General features: G+C 55.5%; 4 protein-coding genes. All 4 read right to left on the bottom strand.

From position 1 onward, the window contains the following. Positions 1-42 precede the first annotated feature (42 nt). On the bottom strand, positions 43-1,776 hold the full coding sequence (locus KQX66_RS29765; RefSeq protein WP_216796761.1) for an ABC transporter ATP-binding protein: 1,734 nt from the start codon (positions 1,774-1,776) through the stop codon (positions 43-45). Beyond that, positions 1,773-3,599 carry an ABC transporter ATP-binding protein gene (locus KQX66_RS29760; protein WP_216796759.1) on the bottom strand — a complete coding sequence of 609 codons (1,827 nt, stop codon included), beginning with the start codon at positions 3,597-3,599 and terminating at the stop codon, positions 1,773-1,775. The genes KQX66_RS29765 and KQX66_RS29760 overlap by 4 nt, the downstream gene beginning before the upstream one ends. Further along, positions 3,589-6,840 carry a non-ribosomal peptide synthetase gene (locus tag KQX66_RS29755; protein ID WP_216796756.1) on the bottom strand — a complete coding sequence of 1,084 codons (3,252 nt, stop codon included), beginning with the start codon at positions 6,838-6,840 and terminating at the stop codon, positions 3,589-3,591. Before KQX66_RS29755 ends, KQX66_RS29760 begins: the two co-directional genes overlap by 11 nt. 112 nt (positions 6,841-6,952) lie before the next feature. Further along, a complete protein-coding gene (locus tag KQX66_RS29750) occupies positions 6,953-21,658 on the bottom strand; it encodes a non-ribosomal peptide synthetase (protein ID WP_216796754.1) in 14,706 nt (4,901 codons plus the stop codon). Positions 21,659-21,736 lie beyond the last annotated feature (78 nt).

Genomic DNA, 21,736 nt, shown 5'->3' with positions numbered 1-21,736 from the left:
GCTGGCTGTGCCGGGAACTGGCCCGGTTCCCCTCCCCGTCCACTATCCGTATAACCTCGCGTAGTGGCCTCCGCGTTCAAGCAATTTCTGATGCGTACCTTGCTCCACGATCGTCCCTTGATTCATGACCGTAATGAAATCCGCTTTCTCCACGGTGCTCAGGCGATGGGCGATCATAATGGTCGTACGTCCTTTCATCAACTCGTTCAGGGCTTGCTGCACCCAATATTCCGACTCGTTATCGAGCGCCGACGTTGCCTCGTCCAGCAGCAGGATCGGTGCATTTTTCAAGATCGCCCTGGCAATTGCAATGCGCTGTCTTTGCCCGCCCGATAGCGACGCTCCCCGCTCCCCTACCTGGGTGTTGTACTGCTCGGGCAGCTCTTGAATAAAATGATGGGCATAAGCGGCTTTAGCGGCTTCTATGACTTCCTCGGTTGTCGCCTGCGGATTCCCGTAACGGATATTGTCTTCGATCGTTCCGCTGAACAGAAAAGCGTCTTGCGGCACATAGGCGATTTGGCCGCGGATCTCTTCGAGCGTATAGTGCCCGAACGGCTTGCCTTGCAGCAAAATCTCTCCCCGGTCGACCGGGTAAAAGCCCAGCAGCAATTTGATCAAGGTGCTCTTGCCGCTGCCGCTTGCTCCTACGATTGCCGCGACCTGTCCTTTATAGACCTTGAGGGAGAGCTTGTGCAGAACCCGCTTATCCGCTTGATAAGAAAACTCCACGTTCCGGAATTCCACCATGGCCTCCGAAACGAGTTCGCTCACCGGCGAGCCGATCCGCTCCGGCTCTTCTTCTTCATCCAATATTTCCTGGATCCGGTGCGCGCCGGCCAGCGAATTTTGCGCATGCGACAGCACGGTGCCGAAATTCATGATGGCGTGGGTCAAGTTGATTTGCAGCACGGCCAGCGCCGCAACGCTTCCCATTCCAATCAGGCCGTAGGCATATAACAAGCTGCCGATGACGATAATACCGCAAAACGTAACGTAGCTGACAAAATGATTCACGGCAGTCAGCATCCCGCTTTTTTTGGCGGTTTGCACCGCAATCTGCGTCACTTGCTCATTCAGGCCTCGATATTGAGAGTAGATCGGACGGATATGGAACAATTTGACCAGTTGAATGCCTCCGATAAAGTCCAGAAACTTTTCCGTCATTTTCGCCAGCCCTTGAAGCGATTGCTCGTACAGGTTCCGAATCTGCCGGACAAACCGGATGCTAATCGAAAAGGACAGCAGCAGAATCGTCAGCGAAGCGCAGGCAAACTGCCAATGAATGAGCAGCATAGCCACAATGGACCCGATGCTGAAAATGATTTGCAGCAGCATCACGAAATAAATGGTGGAGTACGTCGTCTCTACGGTCGTGACATCGTTATTGACCCGCGAGAGCAAATCTCCATTATGCGTCTGCTCCAAATATTTCGCCCGAAGCCGGCAAAGCTTATGATAAAGACGCTCCCGGATTTCCAGTACCGTAAACTCTACGCTTCGTTGGTACATGTATGTAAACCAAGGAGAAATGACGTTTTCCAGCAGCAATGCGCCGGCCAGAATATAAAAAGCTTGGAACAGCAGCGAAGTATCCCGGGACTCGGCAAAATTGACCAAGCTTTGGACGACCAGGCTAAACGATACGAGAAATAAAGTTTGAGTGACCGCCGTTACGCTCAGACCGATGTAGTAATTCGTTTTCCGTTTTCGGTTCATGAATCGCATCAAGTACCCGAGCTCTTTGGCATATGAGATTAATCCGCCTGTCTTCACGTATAAACCGCCTCCTTGCGCTTCGCAAGATCGGTAAACTCCTGATGGTACGATTGAGCGTATAATCCCTTCTTCTCCAATAACTCGGCATGGCTGCCCGCTTCAACAATTTCCCCCTGCTCCATAACCCAGATTTGATCGGCGTTCTGGACGGTCGACAACCGGTGAGCGATAACGATGGTCGTTCTTTGTTTCATGAGCACGCTCAGCGCCTCCTGGACAGAGCCTTCAGACTCGGGGTCCAATGCGGATGTAGGTTCGTCGAGCAGCAGAATCGGGGCATTCTTAAGCAGGGCGCGCGCAATGGCAATCCGCTGACGCTGTCCCCCGGAAAGAAATCCGCCCCGCTCCCCTACGTTCGTTTGATATCCTTCGGGAAGCTCCATAATAAAATGATGCGCATGAGCCGACTTTGCGGCTTCGATCACTTCATCCATCGACGCATGCTCCCGGCCGTAGGCGATATTCTCAGCTACGGTGCCGCTGAACAAATACGAATCTTGGGTAACGACGGACAAATGGGAGCGCAGTCTGTCCGGATTGCAGCCGTTGATCGACTGACCGAATACTTTGATCGTCCCTTGCTCCGCAGTCAAAGGGTAAAAACCGCATAACAGCTTAAACACCGTGCTCTTTCCTCCGCCGCTCGCTCCGACTAAAGCGATCGTTGCCCCTTCCGGCACCGTAAAGTTCAGGTTCCGCAGGATAGGGGGACTGCCCTCGTAAGCAAAAGAAACGTTATCGAACGCAACGGGCGGAGCGCTTGTCAGTGCAATGGAATGCCCTTCTTGGTTCTCGACAGGCTGCTCCAAAATCCCCGAAATCCGTTTTAAAGCGCCGGTCATTTCAAACGTATGCGTAATCAGCTCGGGAATGTGGTCAAGCGGCTCCAAGCACAAATTCAACAAATAAAGGAAGGCGATTAATTCCCCCGTACCGAGCAAGCCTTTCGAAATCAAATAGCTTCCGTAGCTTACGGCAAAGATGATCGGGCTAAGCATCAGCGTAGACAAGAGAGGGTTTACCCAAGCCTCCCTCTTTTTCACGCCAAGCTTTTTTTGCGCCGTCAATTGCAGCAGCCTTTGATAAGAACGGAACATCATTCCCGACAATAAATAGCTCTTAACGATCGGCATTCCTCCGAGCGTATCCTGCAAATTGACGTTCATCCGCCCCATATTCGCCTGAGCTTCTTCCGTTAGCTGCTGCAGCTGCTTCCCGATCCATTGCGAAACCAGCAAAGAAACGGGAAACAGCAGCAAGCTATACAGCATAAGCTCCCATTGAATCCATATCAAATAAATGAAACAGCCGATAAACAGCAGCGGATGGTAAAACCATTGCGCCAAATCCCGGATCATGAATTGATGGATGAGCTGGATGTCGTTGCTTATCCGCGAAAGCACGTCGCCCGAATGTTGTTTTTCAACGTAATGAATAGGCAGCTTCCCCACATGGTTCATCACATGGTTGCGAATATCTCTTACCGCCAGGGCGCTGCTCCGCTCCACACCGTAAACCATAAAATATTTGGCGGGCACTCCAATCAATATGACGATAAAAACGGTATAGACGATTTGCGTGACGATCGGCCCCGCCCCATTCTCGGCATGGGTCGTCAGTTGTTCGATCAAGCTGCCCGTCCATACTTCGATCACGGCCGCGGCAATGGCAGAGGCGGTACCAACGATCATCCAGCCCCTGTGATTGTTTACAAATGTTAATATCCAACGGAATGCTGTCCATAGGGCCAATACCTGATTTCGTTTTTGCGCCACCGTGTTATCCCCTTTCAAAGCATGCGGACGCCGCTCAGCCTCCATGCAGCACCTTTCGGGATGCGTCGTTCTGTTCCACGATTTGATCGAGGATGCGCTGAATGACAATCGACGTTCCATCAATGCATTCGGGTTCCAGCAATTTTTCGTGAGCGCCTGCGAGCTTATATTCCGTATAGGCTTGTCCGGCGGCTCCGCGCCAGGACGGCAGCTGGTGCTCCAACCGGAAAGCATCGCTGTCTTCCGCGACCAACTCGTAAATGTTTCCCTGAACGGTGCCCGTGTTGATCAATTGCGCCTCGTACGTCAAGGTCGCGCGCACCTTTTGCTGGACACGCTCCCGAATTAAGGGGTTTTCCAGCAGTTCTTTTTCCGTTTCCGTCAAATCCTCCATTGTTTCCAACAGCTCGTTTTCCGTCGTAGCCTCCGGTGTCAGGGTTTCCTTAATCCACGAATCTACCATGATCAGATCCGATACTTGGTACCCTCTCTTTTCCATCGTTTTGGCTACTTCGAACATCAAATTCCCGCCGAAGCAGTACCCGAGGAAGACATAAGGCCCTTGATCCTGGATGCGGATGACCTCGTCCACATAACGATTCAGCATGTCCTCGTAGTTATCGGAATCGTCAATGAAATCAATCGCATACACCACGTACCGGTTCTCCAGTCTATCCGCCAATCCCCGATAGCCTATGCCGAATCCGCTTCCCGGAGGAAAGCAAAACAAATTCGTCGCCCCATGCTTATTCAGCTTCATAAAATGATTGCCGTCCTGCTCAAACCCGGATTCCCAATTCTCAAGCGCCATCGCTTCGATAGTTACATCCTGATATCCTTTATGCAGCGGGATTTCTCTTCCCGTTTCGTCATAGATTCGTTGAATTAACCGCATCAGGTTGATCGAGTTGCCGCCGAGCTCGAAGAAATCATCCTTTATTCCTATTTTGTCTAAGCCGAGCACTTCCTGCCAGATTTGGACCAGCTTCATTTCAAGCAGCGTGCGCGGCGCAACGTATTCCGTTTCGTAATGGCTTGCTTCCGGAGCGGGCAGCGCCTTGCGGTCGATTTTGCCATTCGGCGTTAACGGCATCCGCTCCAGCTGCACAAAATGCGACGGAATCATGTATCCCGGCAGCTCTTTCGCCATAACTTCCTTCAGCTCAGTCGCCTTCAGCTTCGCTTGCGCCACGAAGTAGGCGCACAGCTGACTTTGTCCGCTTGCATCTTCACGCGCGATAACGATCGCTTCTTGAACGGACGCGATCTTCATGAGCTGCTCTTCGACCTCGCCAATCTCGATCCGGTAGCCGCGGATTTTCACTTGATGGTCGATGCGGCCCATATATTCGATGTTGCCGTCCGGCTGCCATCTGGCCAAGTCGCCGGTCCGGTACATCCGCTCGCCCGGCGCGAACGGATTGTCCACGAACTTCTCTGCGGTCAGCTCCGGACGATTCAAATAGCCGCGGGCCAATCCTACCCCCGCAACGCAAAGCTCCCCCGCCACACCGACCGGCAGCAATTGCAGCTGCGAATCTACAATATGAATTCGGTGATTCTGAATCGGACGGCCGATCGGAATCGACTTCCGGTCGACAGCACCCGTTGAAGCCGTCCAAACCGAAGTCACGATCGAAGCTTCCGTCGGACCGTAGGCGTTAAAATATTGCACTTTGTCTTTCCACTGCTGAACGAATTCGACCGAAACGGCAGAACCTCCGGTAATCAGTTTTTTGAGGCTCGGCATCCGATCGGGGTTCAAATAGGCCGCATACGTCGGCGGCAAGATCGTTGCCGTAATCCCGTTCTCGTTCATGAAGTTCTCGAATAATCGATAGTCCAGAATCGTTTCGGCCGTTGGAATATATAAAGCCGCGCCAAAAAATAACGCTTTGAAAATTTCCCAGCACGACGCATCGAACGACAAGCTGGCGAATTGGACCACTCGGTCCCGCTCGCTCATTTGCAGCGTTTCCCCGAACATCATTTTCAAGCTGCTCAGCCCGCGATGCTCTACCAATACCCCTTTGGGCTTGCCCGTCGTTCCCGATGTGTAGATCACATACGCCAGATCGTTCGGTCCGGTGACCGCCTCCAGATTCGAGCCATCCTCGCCGTAGGCCGCCTCGTCGTCCAACGCGATCGCTTTCCCGGCAAACGATACCCGCTCCTGCAAACGCCGCTGCGTCAATAGCAGCCGTGCCCCTGAATCTTCCAGCAAATAGCGGATGCGCTCCTCCGGATACTCCGGATCGATCGGCACGTACGCGCCCCCGGCTTTCAAGATTCCCAGAATGCCGACGACCATCTCCAGCGAACGCCCGATCATCAAGCCTACCAGTTGATCCGGCTGCACGCCCTCGGCCCGCAGTGTCCGGGCCAGCCGGTTTGCCCGCTCATTCAGCTCGCGGTAGGTAAGCTGCTCCTTCTCAAAAACAACCGCCACCGCGTCCGGAACCCGATCCGCCTGCTCTTCGATCAGCTGATGAATCGTTTTATCCCGCGGATATTCCGTCTCGGTATCGTTGAACCCATGCAGCAGCTGATGCTTCTCGGACTCCGACAGCATGTCCACGGCGCCGAGCTGAAGCTCCGGCTGAAACAAGACGACGGACAGCAGCCGCACAAGATGATCGACCGCCGCGGCCATGAAATTTCGGTCGTATCGATTGCCGTCAAAGCTTACGCTTAACCGGATGGAGTCGCGGTCCGCATCAAACTCAAATACGGTATCGGCCGATACGGCTTTTGCAAAATCAGACCCATGTATTTTTTTAAAGGAAACCATCGTGTTAACGACAGGCACACCATCGGGGGTATATTCGAAATTCATGGAATGAATCATTTTTCTGAACGGAATATGCTGATGCTCCAAAGCTTCGCCGACCGACGCTTTGATTTGGCCCAGCAGCGATCTAAACGTGCTTTCGCGGCGGATGATATTTTTAATAATCAGAAAATCTTGAATCGGCGGATTCTCATCGTTCAGCGCCGATGCGGGGATACCTACCAGTATGTTCTCCCGCTTGGTGTAGGCATGGAGCAGGCCGTTGACCCCAGCCAATACGATCATAAAGAAGGCCATGTCCGATCCATTGGCGAGGCGTACGATTCGATCGGACAGCTCCTTCGGCAGCGTAAGCTGAACCACGCCGGATGCTGCCGCATGATCCGCACTGCTGATTTTGATGGAGGAGTTGCTGTAGGGCAGGAAGCTCATGCTGTCTTCGGCATCGAACTTTTCGTTCCAATACATTTCTTCCTTTGCAAACAAGGATTTCATTCGTATCCTCCCCTAAGATGTGATGACAACATGCCCGGAGTGCATGTCTCGAACGAATTCGGACATACACTCCTGTTTCAGGCATGAACAAGCTGTTCCTTGCGGAGCTTGTCTAGAATGCAAATTCAATGCTGTCTATCGAGCTCTTGTTCTTATGGCTTGCCGCTTGTTTATTTAATTGGACCCCGCTCAATTGGATCTGGGGATCTTCGCAAATTTGAGCCAGCACCAGCAATAAATCTTGAGCCATGGTCTGGATCATCGCCGCTTTGAACAATTTGGCGCAATAATGGAAGCCTCCCTTGAGCACTCCGTTGTCTTCGGACATGAACAAGGTGAGGTCGAATTTCGCTTCTTCCGCTTCATCTGGATCGTACGGAGTCAGTCTCAACGCTTCGAAGCCGGCTTCGCGCTCCTCGATATTTTGCAAGTCGAACATCGTATCGAATATCGGATTGCGGCTTGGGTCCCGCTTGACATTCAATCGTTCCACAAGCTCTTCGAAGGGATAGTCCTGATGCTCGAACGCCCCCAAAGCCGACTCTTTGACTTCTTCCAGGTAAGCGAGGAACGTTTTGTCTCCTGCCGGATTGTTTCGGATCGCGAGCGTATTGACAAACATCCCGAGGATCGGCTCCAGATCGGCATGCGTTCTTCCCGCAACCGGCGTTCCGACAATGATGTCTTCTTGCCCGCTGTATTTGGAAAGCAGCACCGTATAAGCCGACAGCAGAACCATGTACAGCGTGCTATCATGCTTGGCCGCCAGCTCGTTCAACCGCTTCGCAAGAGCCGCGTCGACTTCGAACTCGATGTGCGCGCCGTCGAAGCTCCGGGTCGCCGGTCGCTCGTAGTCGGTAGGCAAGTCCACCTTAGGAAGGTCGCCTGCCAGCTTCTGCAGCCAATACGCCTCCTGCCGGCTTGTCCGCTCCCTGTACGCTTCGGATTGCTGCCATACGGCATAATCTTTGTACTGAATCCGCAGGGGCGGCAGCTCCTCGCCGGCATAGAGCCAAATAAACTCTTCCACCAAAATCGTCATCGAAACGCCGTCCGAAATAATGTGATGCATGTCGAACATCAGGACATGAGCGTCTTGCTCCAATTCGACCAATCCTACGCGAAGCAAAGGCGCTGTCTTCAAATCAAACGGGCGGACGAAACGGCGGACGATCTCCGCGACCTCTTCTTGGGCGGCCTTGCTGTGCTCAACAGCAAATTCGACTTCGTCATGCACCTGTTGGACAGGCTCGCCATGTATCATCGCAAAGCTGGTACGCAGCGTCTCATGACGCGCGATCAGCTTCCGGAATGCTTCTTGGAAGCGATCGAGATCCACCGGCCCTTCCAGCCGCATAATTTCCGGCATGTTGTACAGCTGATCCGCCCCTTCCAGCTGATGCTGGATGAAGAGCCGCTTCTGCGCGGAAGATAGCGGGTAGTGCTCCCTCTCCTCCGCCGCCGGTATAGCCGAAAACGCCCCCTCTTCCATTTGGGCAATTGCCTGGGCCATCTCTTCAACCGTAGCGTAGCGGAACACGTCGCGCAGCGGCAGATCCACATTCAGCTCCTTGTGAATCTTGCTGACAAGCGTCGTTGCGCGCAGGGAGTGTCCGCCGAGATCGAAGAAGTTGTCCTTCACGCCGACGGTTGTAACTGCCAGCACTTCCTGCCATATACGGACCAGCTTCGCTTCCAGCGGGGTGCGCGGCGCGGTATATTCCGATCCGCTCGCGCCTCCTTCCGGTGCTGGCAGCGCCTTGCGGTCGATCTTCCCGTTCGGCGTCAGCGGCAGCCGCTCCAGCTGCATGAAGTACGACGGAATCATATACCCCGGCAGCTCCTGCGACATCGCGCTTCGCAGACCGCTGGCTTGCAGCTCCTCGCCCGCCGTGTAGTACGCGCACAGCGCCTTCTGCCCGTTGCCGTCCTCCCGGATGACCACGACCGCTTCCCGTACCTTGTCCACTTTCAGCAGCTGCGTTTCGACCTCGCCGATTTCGATCCGGTACCCCCGGATTTTCGCCTGGTTGTCGATCCGGCCGATGAAGTCCACGTTGCCGTCTTCCATCCAGCGCGCCAGGTCGCCCGTGCGGTACAGCCGCTCGCCCGGGACGAACGGGCTGTCGACGAACTTCTCTTCGTTTAGCTCCGGACGGTTCAAATAACCCCGGGCCACGCCCACGCCGCCAATGCACAGCTCGCCCAATACCCCTACCGGTACCGGATTCAAATGAGCATCCACAATGTAGAACCGGGCGTTCAGCCACGCCTTGCCGATCGGCACATTCCCCGCCTCCGGCAGCTTGCTCAGCGGCTCGTCGTAGAAGCTCGAATCGATCGCTGCTTCCGTTACGCCATATGCGTTGATAATTCTAAACTGCGAGCCGTAGCGCTCCTGCAGCAGCCGATAGTCCGTCACGCTGCAGCTGTCCGAGCTTGTGATCAGCAGCTCCATCGAGCTCATATCCAAGCCTTGCTCCGCTACATATTCCATGAACGGCACGATCAGCGCAGGCGTCGATTCGAAGATCGTAATTTGCCGGTCGCGTATCCAGCCATACAGACGAGTCGGATCGATGCGGTCGTCCTTCGGACAAATGACCATCGTTCCGCCATTGTACAGCGTCCGCGCGATATCCCCGACGAACACGTCGAAGGAGAAGCTCGCCAGTTGCAGCAGCCGCACCGGGAACTGATCCAGCCGGTATTCCCGGCGGTAAGCCGCTGCCGTATTCACCAGGCTGCGGTGCTCGATCATGACGCCCTTCGGCCGTCCCGTCGTGCCCGACGTGTAGATCACGTACGCCAGATCGTGCGGCTCGCTCGTGTCAGGCCCGTTCGCTCCGTCACCGCTATAGGACTGCTCGTCGTCGAGGCAGAGGCAGCGCACCCTTTGCAGCGCCGCATCTTCTGCCAGCCACGCTTGGGCTTGGTCCTGCAGATGGGTTTGCGTCAGCAGCACCGTAGCCCCGCTGTCCTCCAGCATGAACCGGATGCGCTCCGACGGATACTCCGGATCAAGCGGCACATACGCGCCTCCCGCCTTCCAGACCGCCATGACGCCGACCAGCAGATCCACCGAACGGTCGGCAAGAATGCCGACGATCGATTCCCGGCCGATGCCGCCCTCGCGCAGCGTGTAAGCCAGCCGGTTCGCTTGCTCGTTCAGCTCCCCGTACGTCAACTGCTTGTCCTCGTACATGACCGCCGTCGCTTCCGGAGTACGAGCCGCCTGCTCTTCGAACAACCGGTGGAACGTCTTCTCCGGCGCAAGCTCAGGCATCAACGGGTTGAACGCATGCTGAATTTGTTCCTTCTCTTCCGCAGTCAACAGATCCAGCATCGCAATTTTTGCGCCCGGGTCGCTTACAATCGCTTCGAGCAGCTGTTCGAAATGCTTGGCCAGCCGTTCGACCGTCTCCCTCTTGTACAAGGCAGTGGCATATTCAAGGACGTACTCCAGACCGTCGTTGTCTTCTATCACATCCAAGCTCAGATCAAACTTCGCCATCCCGTATTCGCTCGGATACGAAGCCAACCGAAGCCCTTCAAGCTCAAAGTCTTTGCTTTCCGTGTTTTGCAGAGTAAACATCGTGTCAAAGAGCGGATTGCGGCTTAAATCGCGGGCAACCTGCACTTTGTCCACCAGCTCTTCGAACGGATAGTTCTGATGCTCGTAAGCTCCGAACATCGTTTCCTTGACCTCTTCCAAGTAGGCCAGGAACGTCTTCTCTCCGGCCGGATAGCTGCGGATCGCCAGCGTATTGATGAACATCCCGATCAGCGGCTGCACATCGCTATGGTTTCTTCCCGCAATCGGCGTCCCTACAACTACGTCTTGCTGACCCGTATATTTATGCAGCAAAATCGTATACGCGGCAAGCAGCACCATGTACAGCGTCGCTCCGCTTTCGGCCGCGAGCCGCTTCAGACCTTCGCTCTTCTGCGCATCCATGAAGAAGTGGAGCGTATGCCCTTCATAGCTCTGCACAGCCGGACGCGCATAATCCGTCGGCATTTCCAACACCGGCAGCTCGCCTTGGAACTGATCCAGCCAGTACGCTTCCTGCCGCTTCAATTGCTCCTGCTGCGCTTCGGACTGCTGCCACGCTGCGTAATCCTTGTACTGAATGCGTAAAGGTTCCAGTTCTTCTCCGCCGTACAAGCGGACAAACTCTTCGACCAGGACCTCCATCGACACGCCGTCCGAGATAATGTGATGCATATCGAACATCAGGATATAGCGTTCTTCCGCCAGTTCAACCAGACCTACCCGCAGCAGCGGCGGTTTCGCCAGATCGAACGTACGGACGAAGTTCTGTACCGCTTCGCCGGCGGCTTCCTCGCTCGCTTGCACATACTCCACGGCAAAATCCACTTGCGGGTAAATCCGCTGCACCGCTTCGCCATTCACCATTTCAAAACCGGTGCGCAGCGTCTCATGACGCGCGATCAACCCGCGGAACGCCTCTTCGAACCGTGTCCGGTCCAGCGCTCCTTCGAGCAGCATCGCCCCCGGCATATTGTAGCTTTGTTCCGCCCCTTCCAGCTGGTGCAGGATGAAGAGCCGCTTCTGCGCGGAAGATAGCGGGTAGTGTTCCCTCTCCTCCGCCACCGGTATGGCCGAAAACGCCCCCTCTTCCATCCGGGCAATCGCCTGGGCCATCTCTTCAACCGTAGCGTAGCGGAACACGTCGCGCAGCGGCAGATCCACGTTCAGCTCCTTGTGAATCTTGCTGACAAGCGTCGTTGCGCGCAGGGAGTGTCCTCCCAGATCGAAGAAGTTGTCCTTCACGCCGACGGTTGTAACTGCCAGCACTTCCTGCCAGATACGGACCAGCTTCGCTTCCATCGGGGTACGCGGCGCGGTATACTCCGATCCGCCAGCGCCTCCTTCCGGTGCCGGCAGCGCCTTGCGGTCGATCTTCCCGTTCGGCGTCAGCGGCAGCCGTTCCAGCTGCACGAAGTACGACGGAATCATATACCCCGGCAGCTCCTGCGACATCGCGCTTCGCAGACCGCCTGCTTGCAGCTCCTCGTCCGCCGTGTAGTACGCGCACAGCGCCTTCTGTCCGTTGCCGTCCTCCCGGATGACAACGACCGCTTCCCGTACTTTGTCCACCTTCAGCAGCTGCGTTTCGACCTCGCCGATCTCGATCCGGTACCCGCGGATTTTCGCCTGATTGTCGATCCGGCCGATGAAGTCCACGTTGCCGTCTTCCATCCAGCGCGCCAGGTCGCCCGTGCGGTACAGCCGCTCTCCCGGGACGAACGGGCTGTCGACGAACTTCTCTTCGTTTAGCTCCGGTCGGTTCAAATACCCCCGGGCCACGCCCACGCCGCCAATGCACAGCTCGCCCAATACCCCTACCGGTACCGGATTCAAGTGAGCATCCACAATGTAGAACCGGGCGTTCAGCCACGCCTTGCCGATCGGTACATTCCCCGCCTCCGGCAGCTTCTCCAGTGGCTCATCGTAGAAGCTCGAATCGATCGCCGCTTCCGTTACGCCATATGCGTTGATAATTCTAAACCGCGAGCCGTAGCGCTCCTGTAACAGCCGATAGTCCGTCACACTGCAGCTGTCCGAGCTTGTGATCAGCAGCTCCATCGAGCTCATATCCAAGCCTTGCTCCGCTACATATTCCATGAACGGCACGATCAGCGCAGGCGTCGATTCGAAGACCGTAATTTGCCGGTCGCGAATCCAGCCGTATAGACGAGTCGGATCGATGCGGTCGTCCTTCGGGCAAATGACCATCGTTCCGCCATTGTACAGCGTCCGCGCGATATCCCCGACGAACACGTCGAAGGAGAAGCTCGCCAGCTGCAGCAGCCGTACCGGGAACTGATCCAGCCGATATTCCCGGCGGTAAGCCGCTGCCGTATTGACCAGGCTGCGGTGTTCGATCATGACCCCTTTCGGCCGTCCCGTCGTGCCCGACGTGTAGATCACGTACGCCAGATCATGCGGCTCGCTCGTATCAGGCCCGTTCGCTCCGTCGCCGGTATACGACCGCTCGTCGTCGAGGCAGAGGCAGCGCACGCTTTGCAGCGCCGCATCTTCCGCCAGCCACGCTTGAGCTTGGTCCTGCAAATGGGTCTGCGTCAGCAGCATCGCCGCTCCGCTGTCCTCCAGCATGAACCGGATGCGTTCCGACGGATACTCCGGATCGAGCGGCACATACGCGCCTCCCGCTTTCCAGACCGCCATGACGCCGACCAGCAGGTCCACCGAGCGGTCGGCCAGAATGCCGACGATCGACTCCCGGCCGATGCCGCCCTCGCGCAGCGTGCAAGCCAGCCGGTTCGCTTGCTCGTTCAGCTCCCCGTACGTCAACTGCTTGTCCTCGTACACGACCGCCGTCGCTTCCGAAGTGCGCGCCGCCTGCTCTGCGAACAGCCGGTGGAACGTCTTCTCCGGCGCAAGCTCAGGCATCAACGGGTTGAACGCATGCTGAATTTGCTCCTTCTCTTCCGCAGCCAACAGATCCAGCATCGCAATTTTTGCGCTCGGGTCGCTTACAATCGCTTCGAGCAGCTGTTCGAAATGGTTGGCCAGCCGTTCGATTGTCCCCCTCTTATACAAGGCGGTTGCATATTCGAGGCTGCATTCCAGGCCGCCGTCTTCCTCCGACATATCCAGGCTCAAATCAAACTTCGCCATCCCGTAATCGCTCGGATACGGAGCCAGCCTGAGCCCTTCAAGCTCGAATTCCTTGCTTTCCGTATTTTGCAGAGAAAACATCGTGTCAAAGAGCGGATTGCGGCTTAAATCGCGGGCAACCTGCACTTTCTCCACCAGTTCTTCGAACGGATAGTTCTGGTGCTCGTACGCGCCCAAGGTCGTTTCCTTGACCTCTTCCAAGTAGGCCAGGAACGTTTTCTCTCCGGCCGGATAGCTGCGGATGGCCAGCGTATTGACGAACATGCCGATCAACGGCTGCACATCGCCATGATTTCTTCCCGCAATCGTCGTACCTACAACTACGTCTTGCTGACCCGTATATTTATGCAGCACAATCGTATATGCCGCAAGCAGCACCATGTACAGCGTCGCTCCGCTTTCGGCCGCAAGCCGTTTCAAGCTTTCGCTCTTCTGCGCATCTATGAAAAACTGAAGCGTATCCCCTTCGTAGCTCTGCACGGCCGGACGGGCATAATCCGTCGGCATTTCCAGCACCGGCAGCTCGCCTTGGAACTGATCCAGCCAGTACGCTTCCTGCCGCTTCAATTGCTCCTGCTGCGCTTCGGACTGCTGCCATGCTGCATAATCCTTATACTGAATGCGCAGCGGCTCCAGCTCTTTTCTGCCGTACAAGCGGACAAACTCCTCAACCAGAACATCCATCGACACGCCGTCCGAGATAATGTGATGCATGTCGAACATCAGGACATGGCGCTCTTCCGACAGCTCGACCAGACCTACCCGCAGCAGCGGCGGCTTCGCCAGATCGAACGTACGGACAAAGTTCTGTACCGCTTCTTCAACGGCTTCCCCGCTCGCTTGCACATACTCCACGGCAAAATCCACGGACGGGTAAATCCGCTGCACCGCTTCGCCGTTCACCATCTCAAAGCCGGTGCGCAGCGTCTCGTGACGCGCGATCAACCTGCGGAACGCCTCCTCGAACCGTTTCCGGTCCAGCGCCCCTTCCAGCAGCATCGCTCCCGGCATGTTGTAGCTTTGCTCCACCCCTTCCAGCTGTTGCAGGATGAAGAGCCGCTTCTGTGCAGACGATAGCGGGTAGTACTCTCTTTCCTCCGCCACCGGTATGGCCGAAAACGCCCCTTCTTCCATCCGGGCAATCGCTTGGGCCATCTCTTCAATCGTCGGGTAGCGGAACACGTCACGCAGCGGGAAATCGACATTCAGCTCCTTATGCACCTTGCTGACAAGCGTCGTTGCGCGCAGGGAATGACCCCCGAGATCGAAGAAGTTATCCGTCACGCCAACTTTCTCAAGTCCAAGAACGCTTTTCCATATATCGGATAATTCTGCTTCCAACGGCGTCCTTGGCGCGGTATGCTCCGCTCCTGTATGCAAGCTTTCCTCCGGCGCAGGCAGCGCTCTTCGGTCGACCTTTCCATTTGTCGTTAGCGGCATCTGCTCCAGTTGTACAAAGTACGACGGAATCATGTAGGCCGGCAGCTCTTGGGAAAGCGCGTTTCGCACTTCACGCGCTTGAAGCTCTCTGTCCGCCACAAAGTAGGCGCACAACTGCTTTTCGCCGCTGGCGGTTTCCCGGACAACGACCGTCGCTTTTTGGACAGCCTCCACCTTCAACAGATGCGATTCCACCTCGCCAAGCTCGATCCGGAAACCGCGGATTTTCACCTGATCGTCAATCCGCCCGACATATTCGATCGTTCCATCCGGCAGCCATCTTGCCAAATCCCCTGTCCGGTACATCCGTTCCCCCGGCACGAAGGGGTTGTCCACGAACTTCTCCGCCGTCAACTCCGGACGGTTCAAGTAGCCACGGACCAATCCCTCTCCGGCGACGCAAAGCTCTCCGGCTACTCCGATCGGCTGCAGCTTGTTTTTGCCGTCTACGATATAGGTCGCCGTGTTGCTGATCGGCCATCCGATCGGGACGTTGACGGCATCCTCCTCGACTTCGTTCACCATGTAATAGGTCGTATAGACCGTGCTCTCCGACGGGCCGTAAGCATGGATGATTTTTCCGGGTCCGATATGCTGAAGAGCTCTCCGGACATGGCTGACCGAAACGCGCTCTCCTCCGAATAAAACGGCCCGAATGTGACGCAAGCAATTTACATTGACGTCAACGAGAACGTTGAAGAAAGCCGTTGTAATCAACGCGACCGAGATTTGCTGCCGTTCGATCAATTCCGCCAGCTTCCCGATTTCCAGCATCGTCTCCCGCGGGATCAGGACAAGCCTCGCTCCGTTGGTTAACGCTCCGAAAATATCGAAGATCGCTCCGTCGAACGAATAGCTGGACATTTGTAATACCCGGTCCTGATCGGTAATGTCAATGTAATTGGTATTCCGCACGATCCGGACGATATTGCGGTGCGTCACTAAATTCCCTTTCGGCTTGCCGGTCGTTCCCGACGTGTAAATCACGCACGCCAAATCGGTCGCCCCGTTGTTCCGCGTCACATTCGATCCGTCGGCGTGATAAGACGCCTCGTCATCCAGAATGACCATAAGTCTTTGAACGGGGACCCGTTCCTGCAAATGGCGCTGTACCAGCAGCACTTGCGCTCCCGAATCCTCGATCATGTACCGGATACGCTCCTCCGGATACTCCGCATCAATCGGCACATAAGCTCCACCGGCTTTTAGAACAGCCAGGATGCCCACTATCATTTCCAAGGAGCGCTCCGCCATAATGCCTACCACGCGTTCCTTGTCCACTCCGCTTGCCCTCAGCGTCCGTGCCAGCCGGTTCACCTGTTCGTTCAGCTCGCGGTAAGTCCATTGCGTATGCTCAAACACAACCGCCACCGCATCCGGAATCCGTTCCGCCTGTTCTTCGAACAGCTGATGGAGCGTCTTCTCCCGCGGAAACTCGGTCGTCGTAGCATTGAACCGTTCGATGATCTCGGTTCTTTCTTCGGCCGTCGCCAGCTCCAGGTCTTCCACAGCAATTCGGGGATTCGCCACGATTTGTTCGAGCACATAAACCAGGTGCCCCTTCAACCGCTGTATGGTCGCCCGATCAAACACGTTGGCATTGTAGTCAAAACGAATCTCCATTGCTTCTCCGGGAACGACTGTCACGTTGAAGTCATAGTTCGTCTGCTCCGCCATGTCCACATCCGCGATCGCCAGACCGCCGCTGTCGGCGCCTCCCGCTTGCTCCATCTGCTCGTCCATCGGATAGTTCTCGAACGCGATAATGTGGTTGATCAGGTCCTGCTTCTGTGCGCTCCGGGCCTGAATCTCATACAGCGGATAATAGTCGTAACGGCCGGATTCCAGCGCCTGCACCTGCAATCTTTCCATGACGTCGGCAAAGCTCGTTGCCGCTTCGCAAGCGACGCGAACCGGTATCGTGTTAATAAACAACCCGATCATTTCTTCAATCCCGGAAATTTCCGCAGGTCTTCCCGATACGACGCTGCCGAATACCACATCTCCGGTTCCGTTATACTTCTGCAAAATAATGCCCCACGCCGCCTGCAGCAAGGTGTTCATCGTAACCTGATGCTGCTTCGCCACCCGGTCCATCCGCTCGGTCAAGCTCTTGCCCAATTCGCAAACGACATGGTCCGCAACATACTCTCCGTTCGGCAAATCCGTCTTCCTTAAGGGCAGGGCCGTCTGACCTTCATACCCGGACAAGTACTCGGACCAGTAGCGTCCTGCCGCATCGTCGTCCTGCTTCTCCAGCCACTCGATATATTGGCTGTATGCCGGTACCGTTGTCCGTTCAGGATGCTTGTTCCGGAGATAGGCAGTGTACGTCTCGAACAATTCTTGCGTAAGCTGCGGCAAGCACCAGCCGTCCATCAAAATATGCTGGAAACTCCAGAGCACGCGGTACTTTTCGTTTTCCGTACGCATCACCGTTACCCGAACCAGCGCATCGCGCTCCAAATCGAATCCCCGAAGCTTGTCTTCTTTCGCCTTCTTCTCCGTATACGCCGCCCGCTCGTCCAGCGGCAAATGACGCAAATCTTCATATTCGAATCCGACCGGCTTGTTCCGGTACACGATTTGCAGCGGTTCCCCCTTCCAGCCACTGTAGAAGTTTGTCCGCAAGACCATATGACGCGCAGCCAACTCCGCCCAGCTTTTGGAAAATAAATCGACATCGAGCGCCCCCAGCAGCGTAAACCGCGCTTGTTCGAAATACGCGCCCGCCTGCCGATCCATCGCGCTGTGGAACCACATCCCTTTCTGCATCGGCGTGAGCGTATAGATGTTCTCGATCTCCCCGATAAGCCGTGTCTGTTCCACAATTTGCTCCAGATCGGTCACGCTTAATCCCTTGTACTGAACGTCGCTCGGCGTCAATTCCGGATGCTCTATCGCCGCGCAATGGGCAATGAGTTCCTGCAGGCTTTCCTGCAGCCATAAGGCCAATTGCTCCATCGTCTCTCTGTGGTATTCCTTCCGGCTGTAGCTCAATTCAAGCGATAGCGAGCCGTCCAGCACCATGCCGTTCATGTCCAGCACGAAGCTGCGCGCTTGCCGGTCGCTCGCCTGCATGCCGCTGGAATAAGGCGATATTCCCATGTCGTTATTTTCCAAATCCTGATCAAACTGCCCCAAATAGTTAAAGTTGATTTCCGGTTCGGCGCCCCAGTCGGAATCGTCTGCATTCCCGGACATATATCGGCATACGCCGTATCCGATCCCTTTGTTCGGGATTTGGCGCAGGTGCTCTTTGACCTTCTTGATTTGGTACGATAATTCTTTGTCGCGCTCAGGCTCAAGTACCACAGGGTACTTGCTCGTAAACCACCCGACCGTGCGCGTGATGTCGATATCGGTCAGGATAGACTCCCGTCCGTGGCCTTCCAAATTTACCAGCACGCGGTCGTAGCCGCTCCATTTCTGCACAGCCATCCCCAGCGCCGTTAACAGGATGTCGTTCATCTCGGTATTATACGCCCGGTGAACCCGCTTCAATAACTGCTCCGTTTCCCTCTGGCTTAACTGTACGACCATCGTTTCGCTGTCGAGCTGCAGGGATTCGTCCGCTTGCATATCTTTCGGCAGCGGCAGCATCGGCGTTTGCGCGATACGCTGCCAATAGGCCCGCTCGTTCTCCATGACCGGACCTTGCGCATAGGCTGCCAGCTGTTCGGACCATGTGCGGTAAGCATCCGTCTTCGCCGGAAAACGAATTTCTTCTCCCTTCTCGGCTTGCTCGTAACCGAGCGCGATATCTTCCATCAAAATCCGCCACGATACGCCGTCCACAACGGCATGGTGAACCGCGATGAGCAAATGATCGCCGTCCGCACATTGGAACAAGCCTGCTTTCACAAGAGGCCCCTTCTCCAGATCGAAGCTGCTCTGGATCTCATTCGCTTTGGCTTCGACCGCTTGGCCGCACGCCGGCAAGTCCTTGAAGTCAATCACCTCAAGGCTATATAACTCGCCTTCCCCGATTCCCCGGTTCCATGCTACATAGCCGTTTTCCACCTTGCGGAACACCATCCGCAGCGCATCGTGATGCTCCGTAATCTTCTGCAGCACCTTGTGAATTGCCGCTTCGTCGAACCCTTGCTTCCGGTACAGCATGACGGATTGATTGAAGTGATGCGGGTCGGCGAATTGCTGTTCGAAGAACCAGCGTTGGATCGGAGTCAACACGACCTCACCGGTCACCTCGCCCTGATTCACCGTGCGGGCAATCGGTTGGACGTGCAGACTGAGCTGAGCAATGGTCGGATATTTAAACAAATCCTTGATCTCCAGCTTGTATCCGGCTTGATGCAGCCGGGACGACACCTGAATCGACTTGATGGAATCGCCGCCAAGCTCGAAGAAATGATCCGTCACCCCGACTCGCTCGGCACTGAGCACCGACTGCCATACGGCAGCAAGAGCTTTCTCCGTCTCGGAGCGGGGCGCTACATATTCCCGACCTCCAAGCGCATTGCCTTCCGGAGCAGGCAGCGCCTTGCGGTCGATCTTCCCATTCGGCGTAAGCGGCATCCGCGGAAGCTGCACGAAGTGCGCCGGGATCATATAGCCCGGCAGGTTCTGCGATAGGGCTCCTCTCAGCTCGCCGACCGCCAGCGGCGACTCCGCCACAAAATAAGCGCACAGCTGATACTGTCCGGCGGCATCCTCACGGGCCATAACGATCGCTTCCTGAACGGACGGGAGCTTCAAAAGCTGCTCTTCAATCTCGCCGACCTCGATCCGGTAACCGCGAATTTTCACTTGATGGTCGATGCGGCCCAAATATTCGATATTGCCGTCAGGCAGCCATCTTGCCAAGTCGCCTGTCTTGTACATACGCTCGCCCGGCGCGAACGGATTGTCCGTGAATTTCTCCGCTGTCAGCTCCGGACGGTTCAAGTACCCGCGGGCTAATCCCACGCCCCCGATGCACAATTCCCCGGCCACACCCACAGGCAGCAATTGATGATGCGAATCTACAATATAGATCTTATGATTATGAACAGGACGGCCGATGGAAACCAAAGCGATGTTCTCGTTCTTGGAAGCTGTCCAGATGGACGTGCAAATCGAATCCTCGGTCGGACCGTACGCGTTGAAATACTTCACACTGTCTTTCCACTGCTGAACAAGCTCCAAGGAGGCTGCGGAGCCGGCGGAGATCAACCTTCTCAAGCTCGGCATACGCTCCGGAGTCAAGTAGGCCGCATACGTCGGCGGCAAAGTAGCCGTCGTAATGCCATGGTCGTTCATAAAGCTTTCAAATAAATGTTGATCCAGAATCGTCTCGGCGGTCGGAATATATAAAGCGGCGCCGAAGAATAACGTTTGGAACATTTCCCAGCACGAGGCATCGAATGACAAGCTGGCGAACTGGATCACTCTGTCCTGCTCGGTCATTTGCAATGTTTCCTTAAACATCATCTTCAAGCTGCTCAGCCCGTGATGCTCCACCATAACCCCTTTGGGCTTGCCCGTCGTTCCGGACGTGTAGATCACATAGGCGAGATCGTCCGGTCCGGTGACCGGCTCCAGATTCGAGCCGTCCGCGCCGTAGGCTCCTTCGTCGTCCAGCGCAATCACTTTCCCGGCAAACGGCACTTTATCCTGCAAACGGCGCTGCGTCAACAACAGCTGCGCTCCCGAATCTTCCAGCAGATAGCTGATGCGCTCCTCCGGATACTCCGGATCGATCGGCACATACGCGCCCCCGGCTTTTAACGTGCCGAAAATGCCCACGACCATTTCAAGCGAACGCTCGGTCATGATGCCAACGAACTTGTCTTTTACTACGCCCTCGGCTCTAAGCGTCCGTGCCAAACGGTTCGCCCGCTCGTTTAACTCCCGGTACGTTAACCGCTCGTTTCCGAACACCACGGCCACATGATCCGGGGTGCGCTCCGCCTGCTCCTCGAATAACCGATGGATCGTCTTCTCCCGTTCATAGTCCGAGTCCGTATCGTTGAAAGCATGAAGCTGATGCTTCTCAGACTCCGTCAACATGTCCGCTTTCCGGAGCTCGAGCTCAGGCTGGGATAACAAAGTGGAGAACAAATGGTCCAAATGGTTGACGGCCCGGTCCATAAACTCGGCACTATACAGATGTTCGTTATATATCAATCGGTAATGAATCGAATCGTGTTCCAGTCCGAATTGAAACAAACAATCATATGCCACGTTGTGGCCGATATCCACGGTATGCAGCTCGTTCAATGAAACAAGCGTGTTCACGATAGGAACCCCGTCCGCATACTGCAGTTGGAGCTTTTCCGTCATTTTGAGGAACGGTATATTCTGATGCTGGATCGCCCCCGTGACAGACGATTTCAATTCGTTTAACAGAGATTTAAAGGTAGTCTCGGTATCCATCGTATTCTTAAGAATGACCACATGGTTAATAGGCCGCCGCGACTCGTTCGGTTTCTTGACGACCGGCATGCCCAGCAATATATTTTTTTCGTTGGTATATTTATACAGCAAGGACTGGACTCCTGCCAATAAAATCATGTATGCGGCCAAAGGGGAGCCCTTGCTCATCTTTAGGATTCGCTGCGCCACGTCAGCCGACAAAGAGCCGGAAACCGACTGGATGTCAGGCGTAGAATGGACCGGGGTTTTGCTATAAGGCAGCAGCGTTAGCGTGTAATCTTCCCCCCCGAATGTTTCGTTCCAAAATAGGGATTCCTTTTCAAAAGCCACCTGCTTCTCTCCTCTCTATTCGGTAAAAGCGAATCCGGCGGAGTGTATGCGATGGACTGCTAACATACACTCCGGCCG

The sequence above is a fragment of the Paenibacillus oleatilyticus genome, assembly GCF_018998565.1.
In the GTDB taxonomy this organism is placed as follows: Bacteria; Bacillota; Bacilli; order Paenibacillales; family NBRC-103111; genus Paenibacillus_G; species Paenibacillus_G oleatilyticus.
Note: the sequence above shows the minus strand (reverse complement) of the source record. Positions and strands in the feature narration are given on the sequence as shown.